A 13402-nucleotide genomic window follows, 5' to 3' on the forward strand; every position below is an offset into this window, starting at 1 on the left:
TATGGGCTTTCCGGGCACTTGGATGACGACGAGCGAGAGCATGGTCTACCGCGTGGTGCCCAAATGCGCCTGCTCGACCATCGGCCAGATCATGTATTACGCCGACAACGGCGAATACTTCGACGGCGACATCCATGACGCCACCGGCGGGATGCACAAATGGGCCTTCGAGCAGAGCCAGCCCGTCATCACGGCCAATGTTCAGGCACACAAAAGCTACGCCTTCACCTGCGTCCGCAATCCCTACACGCGCATTCTGTCCTCTTTCTTCGACAAGATCTGCGGGATTCAGCGCAATGGCCGGCGCTATCGCGGCAACCTCGTCCCGCTTCTGATCCAGAAGTACGGGATCGAAGTCGGGGGCGATGACGGCAAGGGAGAGTTCGACCAGATCGCCAGCTTCCGCCGCTTCCTGCTGTTCACCCGTGACACCATCCGCTGGCGCAAACCGATGGACCCGGACATTCACTGGTCGGCCATGTCGGGCCATGTCTCCACCTTCATCGTAAACGGCGGGCGCTACGACAAGATTTTCTGGACCGAGAGCTTCAACGACGGCATGCAAAGCGTTCTGGATGCAACGGAAAACGCCAACGAGGTGAAGCTGAAATCCGTGCCGCGCTTCAATGAATCCGAGGGCCATGGCCCCAAGCGCCTGCACCCGGTCGAGGATTATTTCGACGATCTCTCGATGCATCTGGTCAAGGAAATCTACCACCGTGATTTCGACCTGTTCAAATATGATTTCGACAATCCGGCCAACAAGATGCCGATTGGCGAGATCGATCTTGATGAGGTCCACGCCAAGCTCGGCGAGTAGCGCGCGAAGGCTTGCCGCCGCGTCAGGATAGTTGCCGCAATGTCGCAGCGGTTTCCTGTCAGGGCGGCGGAAGGCGCTGGTTTCATTGAACCGGGCAAATCGGCCAAGTAGGCTTCGATCCATTCAGTCGATGTCCCTTTCAGCCTTGTGAGGCCCTGCTTATGTTCCGCGCCCCCCTTTTGGCGTCCATCGCCGCCCTGACGCTGTTCGCGACCCCGCTCGCGGCACAAACCGCCGAGGTCGAGGCGCAGCGACAGGCTGTGTTCCAGCAATTGCTGACCGATCCGGGCAACCGCCAGTTGATGCGTGAATATGCGCGGCTGTCGGTCCGGGCGCGCGAGTTCGAGGCCGCTGCCGCGACGCTCGAGCGGCTCGTCGATCTGGAACCCGACAACACCGGCGCGCGGGTCGAGCTGGCGATTGCCTACTTCGCGCTCGGCTCCTACGCCGTCGCCGAATATCACCTCGCCGCCGCGCAGGCGTCGGGCTCGCTCACGCCAGCGCAGGCCACACAGGTCGCGCGCTACCGCGATCAGGCACAGGAACGCGACGACCGCTCTACCTACAACGGCCGCGTGCAGGTGGGCTACGCCTATGCCGACACCAGCAGCGAAGAGGGCGCCTTCGTGAATGGAGCCGTGGACTGGCGGATCGATATGGGCGATGCCCACGTCACCCAATGGGTCACGGAATTCGCCTTCAGCAGCTACGAGCCCGGCGACAGCTCCATCAACGGTCGCAACGCGGGCCGGCTGCGCAGCGGCCCCGAGTGGCGTCTGGCACAGGACGCCTACGGCCCCCGCCTGCAGGCCTATGGCGAGCTTGGCTGGTTCGAGAACGACAGCACGCTGGACGGCGATTACACCTCCTGGGGCGTCGGACTAGCCTATGCCAACCCGCTCAACGAACGCTTCACGGTCTATTCCGACCTGACCCTTGGCCGCGCTTTCGCACGGGACGACGGCGACGCGGATTTCGACTTCCACGAATTTGACCTCGGCGTGACCTACCGCCCGTCCCGCGATACGCGTTTCCGCCTGTCGGGCACTTGGGGGTCGCGCACGGGCGTGGACAGCCCCGATGAATATACCGAAGCCTCGGTCCGGCTCACGGCGCAACATGCCTTCGACGCGGGGCTGAGCCATGTGCCCAACCGGTGGGTCGTCAGCGCCTTTGCCGAGGTCGGTCAGGCCGAAAACTCCGTCTCCGGCACCGATTTCGAGATCGACACCGAAAGCTACGGCGCGTCGCTCCGGGCCTTCGTGATGGAAGACATCTACCTCGAAACCGGCGTGGCGCAGGTGATGGAGGATTCCCTCACTGGCGGCGTGACCACGACCCGTGAAGAATTGATTTACACATTCCAAGTCGGATGGGAGTTTTGATAATGCCCTCCAAGACCCTTAACAGCGTTAAGACATTGACGGTGGCCGCTGCGGCTGCCCTCTCCTTCTGCGCGCCTCTGGCGGCTCAGAACATCGGCACCGTGGCCTCCAGCGAGCCGACCCTGCGCGGCACGCCGCCCGGCGCGGGTACGCGAACCCTGAACCTCGGCACCGGCGTCGTGCAGGACGAAACCATCGCCTCTTCGGCATCCGGGCGCGGTCAGATCATGTTCATCGACCAGACGACGTTGTCACTGGCCCCGAACACCACGATCGTGTTGGACCAGTTCGTGTTCAACCCGAACGGCTCCGGCCAGATGGGGCTGCAGATGACCGAAGGCGCCCTGCGCTTCATCGGCGGCACGCTGTCTCGTGGGCAGGAGGCGACGGTCTCGACGCCCACGGCGACCATCGGCATCCGGGGATCAAGCGCGCTGATCATTCACCAGAACGGCGAGACGATTACCGTGTTTCTCGCGGGCGAACGGCTCTGCCTCACCTCCTCCACCGGGCAACGCGCCTGCACCAGCCGGCGCGGCGGTGTTCTGACCGAGGACGGCTATCAAGGCCGCGTGAACCCGGCCTTCCTCGCGCAGGTGCTGGAGCTGATCGACGGGCGTCCCGGCGGCAGCGGCGGCGCGGGCCTCGGCTCGGGCGTCGGCAGCCCCAACCCATCGGATCGCGGCCCGGTTTCCACCACGGGCGAAGAATTCGACCCCGAGATCTTCGACGACGACTTCCGCTTCGATGACCTCTTCGACGGCCTGCCTGAGGGGCGGATGGATGACCCTTACGACGATGAAATCGTCAACCCCAATCCTTGCGACGATATAGTTCCGCCGACATGGTGCTATGATTTCTGACCGACGCCTACCGCTTTGACAGCGCGACATATTCCCCCTGCCAGCCCTCTGGCGGGGGGATTTGTTTATAGGCCGTGATCCGGTCGAGGTAGACCTGCGCCAGCAGCCGGGTGTTGCAGGTCGGAACCTTGATCGCCGCCACCTGCATCATCGCCGTCTCTGCCGCTTCCCAATCGCGAGCCACGAACCGCGCGCGCGCCTCAGCCAGCGCCTTCGCGAACTTCTCCAGCCCCGGCGTCATGCACGGCAGCACGGTGAAAACCTCGACGGCATTGGCAAAGCCCTTCACCGCGATCAGGTCGAGCGCCACGGCTTGCAGATGCGGCGGACATTCCGCCACCGTGTTCGGGCCGACGCAGTTGCGCGTGCCGTAAATCCGCGTCAGCCCCTCCAACCGCGCGGCGAGGGTCACGCTGTCGCCGATGCAGGTATAGGACAGCCTGTCGCGCGAGCCCATCAGCCCGACCGAGGCCGGTCCGGTGTTCAACCCCACGCCGAGCTTGACCCGCGGCAACCCCTGTGAGGTCAGCAGGAAATTCGCCTCCTCCGCCGCGTCATTGATGGCACTGAGCGCGCCGAGTGCTGCGACCGCGTGGTCCGGGCGCTCGATCGGCGCGTTCCAGAACGCCATCACCGCGTCCCCCATGAACTTGTCGATGGTCGCGCCGTGGTCGACCAAGGTCTCGGCCACCGCGCTGAGGAAGGTGTTGACGAGGGTCACGACGCGATCCGGCGGCATCCCTTCGGTCAATGTCGAAAAGCCGCGCATGTCGACGAACATCACCGTCAGGTCACGCTCCGCGCCTTCCGGCGTCAGGGCGGCGGCGGGGTTCTTCTCGATCTCGGCTATCAGAGGCGGCGGCAGAAAGCGCGCAAAACGCTCCCGGATCGAGCGCCGCGCCCGCTCCTTCGCGAGGTAGCCGAGCGTCGTCCCGGGGATATAGACCAGCACCGCCGTGAGCAGCGCCGTCACCGGATTGAACAACACCCCCCAAAGCGAGAATGCCGCGATTCCTCCGGCCACCGACCCGCCGCCGAGCACCAACGCTGCGCCAAGGCCGAGCAGAGGCCGCTCGAGGCGGATGAGCGCCGTCAGGAGAATGCCGGTGAGCGCGACGATCAGGATCTCCAGCCCGCGCATCCAGTCGGGCCGCATCAGGAACGCGCCCGAGACGATCTGCTCGATGATCTCGGCATGGAGCGTCACGCCCGCGATCTGTGCGTCGAGGGGCGTGGTCCGGATATCGAAGAGGCCCTGCGCCGAGGACCCGACGAGGATGATGCGCCCCGCCAGCCTGTCCTGCAGCGCCGGATCGATGCCATCGGCCTCCAACAGCGCGCTCACCGGGGTCACGCGCTCGGGCTGGTAGCCCGCGTAGTAGAGCCGGAAGCGTCCGTCGGCCTCCAGCGGGAATGCCAATGCGCCGACCTGCATGGCGGTGGCGGCAACGGTCCCGCCCGATACTTCACCCGATGCCTCCGACGTCTTCAGCACATGCCCCCCCGCCCCTTGCGCGACCCTGAGCAATTCGGCCGAAAGCGACGGGATCAACACACCGCCGAAGTCCGACACCATGGGCACGCTGCGGGTGATGCCATCGGCGTTGCGGCCAAGGGAAATCGTGCCGATCCCCCGCGCCGCTGCCGTCAATTCCGGCAGGTTGGTGATCGCGCCGGGATAGGTCGTCAGCGTGGTCGGCGTGGTGCCGGTGACGGCAAATCCCGCCACGGCCTCGGGCATCGAGCCATCCAAGCCGCCCGCCACGGAGAGGACGACAGGCCGGTCGCGGATCGCATTGGCAAACCGCGTGTCATGGGGCTCGATGCCCAAGGCGGGCAGTGCGAGTGCCGGGCCTTCCGAGAACCGCGACCAGGACTCGACGATCAACTCGGGCGAGGTCCGGTCCGGCTCGGGGAACAGCACGTCGAAACCCACGGCCGCGGCGCCGTGATCGAACAGGCGGTCCGTCAGTTCCGCCATGTAGCTGCGCGGCCACGGCCATTGACCATAGGCATCCAGCGCGGCCTCGTCGATATCGACGATATGGACCGGCGCGGCAGGGTCATAGGCGCGCGGCATGGTGCGTTGGTAGCCGTCGAACACGGCGTCGCGGGCGCGTTCGGCGATGGGCGTCGGGAAGGCCGTCAAGGCGACCATCACGGCCGTAACCGCAATCCCAAGCACCACCGTCATCCGAGACATCTCCGCCCCCTTCCTCTGCTCCCCCGGTCAAGGCCGAGGGTTCGCCATCGGGGCGCGCGCCCCGCCCTATGATCGTGGCGGATTTTCCGTGGTGCCGCAAACCCTTCCGCTGATGGCGACTTTGCTTTGGCGGTTACAAATGTCCGGCGGATTGAGACGGAAAGAGGGACCGAGGCAACACGCCTACGTGCAAGGTCGCGTTCGGCGGTGCCGCCAAACAAAGGTTAACGGTGTTAACCCGACGCTGACGGGGCGCGGTCCATGGGCACTGAATTTGCCACCTTCCGCGCGAGCTCTGCGCCGAAAAGCGCGATCATGGCGTTGTTGAAGGCAGGCGAGCGCGCCATGCGCTGCCGCAGGGCGGCGCTGTCGACCCGCAGCACGGTGCCGCCCTCAGGCAAGGTCACATCGGCGCTGGAGGTATTCCCGGTGAGAAAGGCGATTTCGCCCACGAAGGCCGGCCCGTTGATCGGGAAACTCTCTCCGGCCTTGGTGATGGTGATCGTCGGCGCGAAAACCAGCATCAGGTCGTCCACCGGCGCGCCCTCGCGCGTCAGCACGGCACCGGCGGGGGCCGCCTCGGCGGTGATGATCTTCTTGAGACGCCGGAACTGTCCCGGCGTCAGGGTCGGGAACAGCGCGAAGGTCTCGCGGTCCTCGGCGCTCATCCGCCACCGTGTCCGTTCCAGCGCGATGGCCGAGATCAGGATCACGTTGATCGACAAGAGCGCGAGGTTGGACAGGACCGACGGGATGATCGGATCGGCGCGGAAGTAATAATAGGCCGCGTCGCAGATGAAGCCGCAGACAACCAGCACGCGCAGAAGCATCTCATCGCGGACGGCGAAGCCCGTCAACTTGAACACCAGCCCCACCAGAAGGATCGTGACGGAGCCCGTGCCCATGTTCAACTGCGCGAAAAGTTCCGTCATGCCGCGTGCCCCGTTTCAGATCAGACCATGCTCGGCGAAGACGTCGCGCAACGACCGCTTCGGGCGCGGGCCCACATGGGCGATGACTTCGGCCGCGGCCGCCACGCCCATTTTCCCGGCCGTTTCAAGCGTTTGGCCGGTGGCGACGCCGTAAAGGAAACCGGCGGCAAACTGGTCGCCCGCGCCTGTCGCATCCACCGGCGTGACCCGCGTCACCGGCACTTCGACACGCTCACCATTGCGGATCAGGATCACCGGATCGCCCGAGCGCGTGCAGACAACGGTTTCGCAGACCGCCGCCCCCTGGCTCAGCGCCGCGTCGATGTCGTCGGTCTGGTAGAGCGACAGCCACTCCTCCTGATTGCCGAGGGTGATGTCCATTTCCTCGGTGATCAGGCGGCGGAAATCGTCGCGGTGACGATCGACGCAGAATGGATCGGACAGCGAGATGCCGGTCTTGCCGCCGCCCTTGTGGCAAGCGCGCGCGGCAGCCGTGAAGGCGCGTTTGCCCTCGTCCTTGTCGTAGAGGTAGCCTTCAAGGAACAGGTAGCGCGTATCGCCCGCGACGCTGGCGTCCACGTCGCCCTCGTCGAAATCCGCGCCCGCGCCGAGATAGGTGTTCATCGACCGCTCGCCATCGGGCGAGACGAAGATCATCGAGCGCGAGGTCGGCGGCACGTCCCCCTCCGCAGGCGGGTTGGGAAAATCGATCCCGTCCGACGTCATGCCATCGGCGTAGAATTTGCCGAGGGCATCCGCTTTCACCTTGCCGAGAAAGGCCGTCCGCAACCCAAGCGTTCCGGCCCCCGCGACAGTATTTGCAACTGACCCGCCCGGTGCCTGCACCCTGTCGGTCATCGCGCCGTAGAGGATCTCGGCGCGCTCGCGCTCGATCAGCTGCATGATGCCCTTCTGGATGCCCATGTTATCCAGAAAGCTGTCATCACCGTGGGAAATGACATCGACAATCGCGTTGCCGATGCCGACGAGGTCGTAGGTCTGGGTCATTTCTGGTCCTTAAGAATAGCGTCGAGTTCGATCTCGACCAGCCAGTCAGGATCAACGAATGCAGAGACTTCCATCACCGTGGTGACGGGGCGAATGTCAGTGAACACCTCGGCGTGGGCGCGGGCCGCGTCCTTGTAGGTGCGGATATCGGTGAGGATGATGCGGGTGCGGATCACGTCCTGAGCGGTGCCTCCGGCCGAGCTCAGCGCCGCAAGCGCAATCTCGAGGCAGCGTTTGGTCTGACCGTAGACATCGCCCACGCAATCCGTGCCGCCTTCCGCCGCAATCGGAGCGGTGCCCCCGATGGCCACGGTATTGCCAATGCGGACGGCGCGCGAAAAGCCGATCTGCGGCTCGAGGTAGGAGCCGGAGGAGATGTTCTGACGGCTCATTGCGGTGCCTTTCCGGGCAAGGGGTCGGGCATCTTGTCCTCGTAGACGCAGAGGTCGCGGATCAGGCAAGCGCCGCATTTGGGCTTGCGCGCCACGCAGATGTAGCGCCCGTGCAGGATCAGCCAATGGTGCGCGTGTTGCTGGAACTCGGCGGGCACGTTGTCCTCGACCGCGCGCTCCACGGCGTCGACGTCCTTGCCCGGCGCGATCAGGGTGCGGTTGCCGACCCGGAAGATATGGGTGTCCACCGCCTGTGCGGGCATCCCCCACCACATGTTGAGCACCACGTTCGCGGTCTTGCGCCCCACCCCCGGCAGCGACTGCAGCGCCGCGCGGGAAGAAGGCACCTCGCCGCCGTAGTCATCGACGAGGATTTGGCTCAGCTTGATGACGTTCTTGGCCTTGTTGCGGTAGAGGCCGATGGTCTTGATATGCTCGGTCACCTTCTCCAGCCCGAGATCGAGCATCTTCTGCGGTGTGTCGGCGATCTTGAACAACTCCGCCGTCGCCCGGTTCACGCCTGCGTCCGTCGCCTGCGCCGAAAGCGCAACCGCAACGACCAACGTATAGGCGTTCACGTGGTGCAACTCGCCCTTTGGCTCGGCCTCTGCCGCGCGGAACCGCGAGAAGATCTCGTGAATCGTATGATAAGGAAGCGCTTTTGCCATGACCTCCCTTTTGGCTTGCCCTGACCGAGCGGGCAAGCCCCCCGCAAATCCCGCAAGAAGCGGGTCGCGGCACGGGGCGGTGCGGGATAGATTGAACGCGTCAAGGAGACCCGCGCCATGCCCAATGATCACGACCCATCCGGCAGCTACCACTTTCACGTTATGCGGCGGGCTTTGGACCTGATCGATGCCAACCCGCATCAAAGCCTCGAAGATCTCGCCTCATCCCTCGGGATGAGCCCGGCCCATTTCCAGCGCACTTTCAGCAATTGGGTCGGCGTCAGCCCGAAGCGCTATCAGCAATACCTGACGTTGGACCACGCCCGGCGCCTGTTGGCGGATCGGTTCACCGTGCTTGATACCGTGGGCGAGACCGGGTTGACCTCGGGCGGGCGGTTGCACGACCTGTTCCTGCGGTGGGAGGCGATGAGCCCCGGCACCTACGCGAGCGGCGGCGCGGGGCTGACGATCCGGTGGGGGTGGTTTGACAGCCCCTTCGGCCCGGCGCTTGTCATGGCGACGGAGAAAGGCATCTGCGGCATCGGCTTCGCGGCGGAAACCGGCCCCGATCACGCCATGGCGGACCTGCGCTCGCGCTGGCCCAAGGCAGAATACGTCGAGGATACCGAGGCGCTGCGCCCGATGGCGGATGCGGCATTCCAAGGCGCGGGCGATTTGCAGCTGTCGCTGATCGGCGCACCGTTTCAGATCAAGGTGTGGGAGGCGCTGCTGGCGATCCCCACCGGCCACGTCACCACCTATTCCGAGATCGCCGGCGCCATCGGCAAGCCCCGTGCCGTGCGTGCGGTGGGCACCGCCGTGGGCCGCAACCCGATCTCGTGGCTGATCCCCTGCCACCGCGCCCTGCGCAAATCCGGCGGGCTCGGCGGCTACCATTGGGGCCTGCCCGTGAAGCGCGCCATGCTCGCGTGGGAGGCCGCCGCGACCGAGGAAGGCGCGGCCTGACAGCCGTTGGAAACGGGCGAATATCTGCCACCTCACGCCCCTGTCAACGCGGGCCCTCATTTCCCCCTGTGACAGGGGCGAGAGCCTGATATACAGGCCGCAAGCACTCCCGCGGGAAACGGGACCACAGGCAAAGGGCATCCAATGCAACGATTTATCAAACCTACCATTCTGGCGACGGTCAGCGCCGTCGCGCTCTCGGCTTGCGTCGGCAACACCGTGCCTCCGAGCAACACGCCGCAGAACCGCACCCTCGACGGTGCCGTGATCGGCGGTCTTCTGGGTGGCTTCATCGGCGCGACTTCCGATGACGAGAACCAGGGCCGCAACGCCGTTCTGGGCGCCGCCGCCGGCGCGGCCGCGGGCGGCCTCATCGGCAACGCGCTCGACCGTCAGGCGCAGGACCTGCGCGGCGCGATCGTGAATGATCGCATCCGGATCGAGAACACCGGCTCGCAGCTGGTCGTGACCATGCCCGAAGGCATCCTGTTCGACGTGGACAGCGCCGCCATTCGCGCCAGCCTGCAAGCGGACCTGCGCGCCCTCGCGCGCAACCTCAACCAGTATCCGAACACCGACGTGGAAGTGGTGGGTCACACCGACAACACCGGTTCGGCCTCCTACAACCAGGACCTCTCGACCCGCCGTGCGCAAGGTGTGGCCGGCGTCCTGCTGGAAGCAGGCGTCGCACCGTTCCGCGTGCGCGCCTACGGGCGTGGCGAAAGCGACCCGGTGGCGACCAACCTGAACGCCGCAGGGCGTCAGCAGAACCGCCGCGTCGAGGTCATCATCCGCCCGCGCTAAACGCGACAGCGCGCGACGCGCAATACAAATCAACCACTTACAGCGGCCTGCTCCCATCCGGGGGCGGGCCGTTTTCCTGCGCTGGAGGCCTCAAGGCGGCTAGACAGACCCTACACGTGGTCATATCATTTTACCAATTTTACGGCCCAGGGGACGGGAGGGTCTTCCATGCCATTTCAGCCAATCGATGCCGAGAAACTGTCGCGCGCCGTCGTGCGGCAGATCGAGCAACTGATCCTCCGCGGTATCCTGCGCCCCGGTGACCGCCTGCCCTCCGAGCGTGAGTTGAGCGAACGCCTGAGCGTCTCGCGACCCAGCCTGCGCGAGGCGGTGGCCGAGTTGCAGGACAAGGGGCTTCTGGCAACACGGGCCGGTGCGGGCATCTACGTCGCCGATGTTCTGGGATCGGCCTTCTCCCCTGCCCTGATCGACCTGCTGGCCGCCCATGAAGAGGCCGTCTTCGATTACATCTCGTTCCGCCAAGACCTCGAAAGCATCGCCGCCGAGCGCGCGGCGGTCCACGGCTCGGACACCGACCTGAAGGTCATCGACACGATCCTGCAGAAGATGGAAGCCGCCCACCGCAAGCGCAATCCTGCGGATGAGGCGGAGTTGGACGCCGAGTTCCACCTCGCGATCATCGAGGCGAGCCATAACGTGATCCTGCTGCACATGATGCGCGCGAGCTTCAACCTGTTGCGGCAAGGCGTGTTCTTCAACCGTCAGCAGATGTTCAAGAACCGCACGACGCGCGACACGCTGCTGGACCATCACCGCGCGATCAACGCAGCCATTCAGGAGCGGGACGCGGAAGCCGCGAAAGAGGCGGTGATCGTCCATCTCGACTACGTGAAAGAAGAAATGGACGCGCTGAAGACGTCCGAGAAGAACGAAGAGATCGCCCGCCTGCGCTACGCCCACGAGGTGGAGAGGTAACGCCGGGTCGCGCGGCCAGCGATGGGCACGCGCGGTTCTCCCCTAGTCTGCCGCTCCCCCGCTGAAGGCATTGCCGTTCTGCCAATCGCAGGGCGCTTCCTGCATCTCGAGGTGCAGCCGGTCACCGGTGTAGGGATGCGCCCGCGCCACGTCATCGTTCAGGGTGATCCCCAGACCCGGCGCATCGGGCGCGGAGACGAAGCCGTTTTCAACCCGTGGGCGTCCGGAGACGAGGGCATCATGGAACGGCGTCTCGATCGCCTCGACCATCAGCAGGTTCGGACAGCTCACCCCGAGGTGGACATTCGCGGCCCATTCGACCGGCCCGGCATAAAGATGCGGCGCCAGTTGCGCGCCATAGGCGGCGGCGAGAGTGGCGATCTTCTTGCCCTCCCAGATGCCCCCGGCGCGACCCAATGCCGGCTGCAGGATCCGCGCGCCGTGGTGGAGGGCCTGCGCGAATTCGCCAGCGGTTGTCAGACGCTCTCCGGTTGCGATGGGGATCGAGGTATGCGCCGCGACCTCCGCCAGGCCCGGAAGATTGTCGGGCGGGATCGGTTCCTCGTACCACAGCGGATCGTAGGGCTCGATCGCCTGCGCCAAGCGGATCGCGCCGGAGGGGGCGAACTGGCCATGGGTGCCGAAGAGCAGATCGGCGCGGGTTCCCACCGCATCGCGGATCGCGGCACAGAACCGCGCGGAGAGGTCGATATCGGCCAGCGCCGGCATGTGCCCGCCGCGCATCGTGTAGGGTCCGGCCGGATCGAACTTGACCGCCGTATAGCCTTCCGCCACCCGCGCAGCCGCGGATTCCGCTGCCATTTCGGGTGAGGTCCAGAAGGCCGTGATGTCGTGATGGGGTTCCGGATAGAGATAGGTATAGGCGCGGATCTCGGCATTCATCCGCCCGCCCAGAAGCGCGTGGACGGGGCAGTCCCGCGCTTTGCCGAGGATGTCCCAACAGGCCATCTCCAACCCCGAAAACGCCCCGAAAACAGTGGGATCGGCGCGTTGCGTGAAGCCCGACGACTGCGCACGCCGTGACATCAGCTCGATATTCGCGGGATCTTCGCCCTGCATGTGGCGGGTGAAGACGTCTTCGATCACTGCCTGCATTGCCGTGGGGCCGACCCCTGCGGCGTAGACCTCTCCCAACCCCGTGATGCCGGTATCGGTGGTCACGCGCAGGATCAGCCAGTAGCGCCCGCCCCAGCCGGGAGGCGGAGGCGCTGCGGCGAAGAATTCGAGAGAGTCGAGTTTCATGGAGGTCCTCGGATTGGGGGCCAGCCCCCAAACCCCCGGGATATTTATGGAACGAGGAAGGAGGGGCGTTCAGAAGGTGATGACGTTGCGGCGGGCCTGTCCCGTGTTGGTGTCTGCAATGGCCTCGTTGATCTGGTCAAGGGACCAGCGGGCGGAGACGAGCTCATCGAGTTTCAGGCGGCCCTGGGTGTAGAGATCCACCATCCAGGGGATGTCGCGCTTGAGGACGATCTCGCCGAGGAAGGAGCCGCGAATGCCCTGACCGGTCGCGGCGAAGATGACCGGCTCGTAGGGGGTGGTTTCGCCGTTGTGGGTCATACCGACCGCATAGGCGGTGCCGCGCGGCGCGAGGAGACGCAGGGCGCTTTCATAGGCGGGGATGGCGCCCACGGAGACGAAGACATGATCGGCGAGGGTGCCGCCGAGGATCTTCGACAGCGCCTTCCAGGGTTTCTCGGTCTGGGCAGGGAGCGTATCGGTGGCGCCGAATTCCAGCGCGTCGGCGAGCTTCTTTTCCTCAAGATCCATGGCGACGATCCGGGCCGCGCCCGCGATCCGCGCGCCCTGGATGGCGTTCAGGCCGACGCCGCCCGCCCCGATGACCACGACCTTGTCGCCGGGCTTTACCTTGGCGGTGTTGATCGCGGCGCCCATCCCGGTGGGCACCCCGCAGGCCAGCAGGCACGCCACGTCCGAGGGGATCTCGTCGCCGATTGGCGCGGTCTGGCTGGCGTCGACGATGACGGCCTCTGCAAAGGCGCCGCAGTTCATCGCCTTGACCACCGGCGCGCCTTCCGCGTCGGTGATGACCTGCGCTTCGGGCGTGTTGCCGCCGCAATACATCGGTTGCGCCGAGGCGCAGGAGGGGCATTGGCCGCAGGATTTCGCAAGCGTCACAATCACCCGGTCCCCCTCCTTCAGCGCGACGCCCGCGCCGATGCTCGTGACCTTTCCGGCCGCCTCATGGCCATAGATCGCGGGCAGATCGCCGCCCCAGGCGCCCTCCATGTAGGAAATGTCCGAATGGCAGATCGCCACCGCGTCCAGCGTCACCTCCACCTCACCCGGGCCGGGATCGCGCAGGGTGACGGGTTCGATCACGAGGGGCGCACCATGGCTGTGGCAAACGGCGGCGCGGACGGTCTTGGGCATGGCTCACTCC

13 protein-coding genes are annotated in these 13402 nt (G+C 65.5%); 6 read left to right on the forward strand and 7 right to left on the reverse strand.

Annotation, left to right across the window (positions count from 1 at the left end):
- The first annotated feature begins 1 nt into the window (after position 1).
- The 3 genes from KYE46_RS13035 (at position 2) to KYE46_RS13045 (ending at position 3068) form a co-directional block, all read left to right on the forward strand.
- Positions 2–820: a sulfotransferase family protein gene (locus tag KYE46_RS13035; RefSeq protein ID WP_219001049.1), complete on the forward strand. Its 819-nt coding sequence runs from the start codon at positions 2–4 to the stop codon at positions 818–820.
- 161 nt (positions 821–981) lie between these two features.
- Positions 982–2205, forward strand: a complete 1224-nt coding sequence (locus KYE46_RS13040; RefSeq protein WP_219001050.1) for a tetratricopeptide repeat protein — start codon at positions 982–984, stop codon at positions 2203–2205.
- Positions 2206–2207: 2 nt separating this feature from the next.
- Positions 2208–3068, forward strand: a complete 861-nt coding sequence (locus KYE46_RS13045) for a FecR family protein (protein ID WP_219001051.1) — start codon at positions 2208–2210, stop codon at positions 3066–3068.
- Between the two features lie 7 nt (positions 3069–3075).
- Here the strand turns inward: KYE46_RS13045 and KYE46_RS13050 are convergent, their stop codons facing one another.
- The 5 genes from KYE46_RS13050 to nth all read right to left on the reverse strand — a co-directional run bounded on the left by KYE46_RS13050 (position 3076) and on the right by nth (position 8271).
- Positions 3076–5271, reverse strand: a complete 2196-nt coding sequence (locus tag KYE46_RS13050; protein WP_219001052.1) for a CHASE2 domain-containing protein — start codon at positions 5269–5271, stop codon at positions 3076–3078.
- Positions 5272–5504: 233 nt separating this feature from the next.
- The gene (locus tag KYE46_RS13055) at positions 5505–6203 is read right to left on the reverse strand and encodes a cyclic nucleotide-binding domain-containing protein (protein ID WP_219001053.1); all 699 of its coding nucleotides are present in this window, start codon (positions 6201–6203) and stop codon (positions 5505–5507) included.
- 15 nt (positions 6204–6218) lie between these two features.
- Positions 6219–7211 carry an adenosine kinase gene (locus tag KYE46_RS13060; RefSeq protein WP_219001054.1) on the reverse strand — a complete coding sequence of 331 codons (993 nt, stop codon included), beginning with the start codon at positions 7209–7211 and terminating at the stop codon, positions 6219–6221.
- Entirely contained in the window at positions 7208–7603 is a 396-nt protein-coding gene (locus KYE46_RS13065) for a RidA family protein (protein ID WP_219001055.1), read from the reverse strand. The genes KYE46_RS13060 and KYE46_RS13065 overlap by 4 nt, the downstream gene beginning before the upstream one ends.
- Positions 7600–8271 (reverse strand): endonuclease III, encoded by a 672-nt coding sequence (nth, locus tag KYE46_RS13070; protein ID WP_219001056.1) that lies wholly within the window; start codon positions 8269–8271, stop codon positions 7600–7602. The genes KYE46_RS13065 and nth overlap by 4 nt, the downstream gene beginning before the upstream one ends.
- Before the next feature lie 117 nt (positions 8272–8388).
- Between nth and KYE46_RS13075 the strand changes: the two genes are divergently transcribed.
- The 3 genes from KYE46_RS13075 (at position 8389) to KYE46_RS13085 (ending at position 10977) form a co-directional block, all read left to right on the forward strand.
- Positions 8389–9237: a methylated-DNA--[protein]-cysteine S-methyltransferase gene (locus tag KYE46_RS13075; protein ID WP_219001057.1), complete on the forward strand. Its 849-nt coding sequence runs from the start codon at positions 8389–8391 to the stop codon at positions 9235–9237.
- Positions 9238–9381: 144 nt separating this feature from the next.
- Positions 9382–10041, forward strand: a complete 660-nt coding sequence (locus tag KYE46_RS13080; protein WP_219001058.1) for a YiaD family glycine zipper/OmpA-like lipoprotein — start codon at positions 9382–9384, stop codon at positions 10039–10041.
- Between the two features lie 168 nt (positions 10042–10209).
- The gene (locus tag KYE46_RS13085) at positions 10210–10977 is read left to right on the forward strand and encodes a FadR/GntR family transcriptional regulator (protein ID WP_219001059.1); all 768 of its coding nucleotides are present in this window, start codon (positions 10210–10212) and stop codon (positions 10975–10977) included.
- 42 nt (positions 10978–11019) lie between these two features.
- Here KYE46_RS13085 and KYE46_RS13090 read toward each other — a convergent pair whose 3' ends face one another.
- Both KYE46_RS13090 and KYE46_RS13095 read right to left on the reverse strand, forming a co-directional pair.
- Positions 11020–12240 carry a mandelate racemase/muconate lactonizing enzyme family protein gene (locus KYE46_RS13090; RefSeq protein WP_219001060.1) on the reverse strand — a complete coding sequence of 407 codons (1221 nt, stop codon included), beginning with the start codon at positions 12238–12240 and terminating at the stop codon, positions 11020–11022.
- Between the two features lie 69 nt (positions 12241–12309).
- On the reverse strand, positions 12310–13392 hold the full coding sequence (locus KYE46_RS13095) for a Zn-dependent alcohol dehydrogenase (protein ID WP_219001061.1): 1083 nt from the start codon (positions 13390–13392) through the stop codon (positions 12310–12312).
- Between the last annotated feature and the right edge of the window lie 10 nt (positions 13393–13402).

Origin of the sequence: Gymnodinialimonas ceratoperidinii, assembly GCF_019297855.1 — a bacterium.
Taxonomy (GTDB): domain Bacteria; phylum Pseudomonadota; class Alphaproteobacteria; order Rhodobacterales; family Rhodobacteraceae; genus Gymnodinialimonas; species Gymnodinialimonas ceratoperidinii.

What these genes read in the sequence shown, in the direction of transcription:
- KYE46_RS13035 (WP_219001049.1), top strand. Translation starts at nt 2, where the DNA reads ATGGGCTTTCCGGGCACTTGGATGACGACGAGCGAGAGCATGGTCTAC.
- KYE46_RS13040 (WP_219001050.1), top strand. Translation starts at nt 982, where the DNA reads ATGTTCCGCGCCCCCCTTTTGGCGTCCATCGCCGCCCTGACGCTGTTC.
- KYE46_RS13045 (WP_219001051.1), top strand. Translation starts at nt 2,208, where the DNA reads ATGCCCTCCAAGACCCTTAACAGCGTTAAGACATTGACGGTGGCCGCT.
- KYE46_RS13050 (WP_219001052.1), bottom strand. Translation starts at nt 5,271, where the DNA reads ATGTCTCGGATGACGGTGGTGCTTGGGATTGCGGTTACGGCCGTGATG.
- KYE46_RS13055 (WP_219001053.1), bottom strand. Translation starts at nt 6,203, where the DNA reads ATGACGGAACTTTTCGCGCAGTTGAACATGGGCACGGGCTCCGTCACG.
- KYE46_RS13060 (WP_219001054.1), bottom strand. Translation starts at nt 7,211, where the DNA reads ATGACCCAGACCTACGACCTCGTCGGCATCGGCAACGCGATTGTCGAT.
- KYE46_RS13065 (WP_219001055.1), bottom strand. Translation starts at nt 7,603, where the DNA reads ATGAGCCGTCAGAACATCTCCTCCGGCTCCTACCTCGAGCCGCAGATC.
- nth (WP_219001056.1), bottom strand. Translation starts at nt 8,271, where the DNA reads ATGGCAAAAGCGCTTCCTTATCATACGATTCACGAGATCTTCTCGCGG.
- KYE46_RS13075 (WP_219001057.1), top strand. Translation starts at nt 8,389, where the DNA reads ATGCCCAATGATCACGACCCATCCGGCAGCTACCACTTTCACGTTATG.
- KYE46_RS13080 (WP_219001058.1), top strand. Translation starts at nt 9,382, where the DNA reads ATGCAACGATTTATCAAACCTACCATTCTGGCGACGGTCAGCGCCGTC.
- KYE46_RS13085 (WP_219001059.1), top strand. Translation starts at nt 10,210, where the DNA reads ATGCCATTTCAGCCAATCGATGCCGAGAAACTGTCGCGCGCCGTCGTG.
- KYE46_RS13090 (WP_219001060.1), bottom strand. Translation starts at nt 12,240, where the DNA reads ATGAAACTCGACTCTCTCGAATTCTTCGCCGCAGCGCCTCCGCCTCCC.
- KYE46_RS13095 (WP_219001061.1), bottom strand. Translation starts at nt 13,392, where the DNA reads ATGCCCAAGACCGTCCGCGCCGCCGTTTGCCACAGCCATGGTGCGCCC.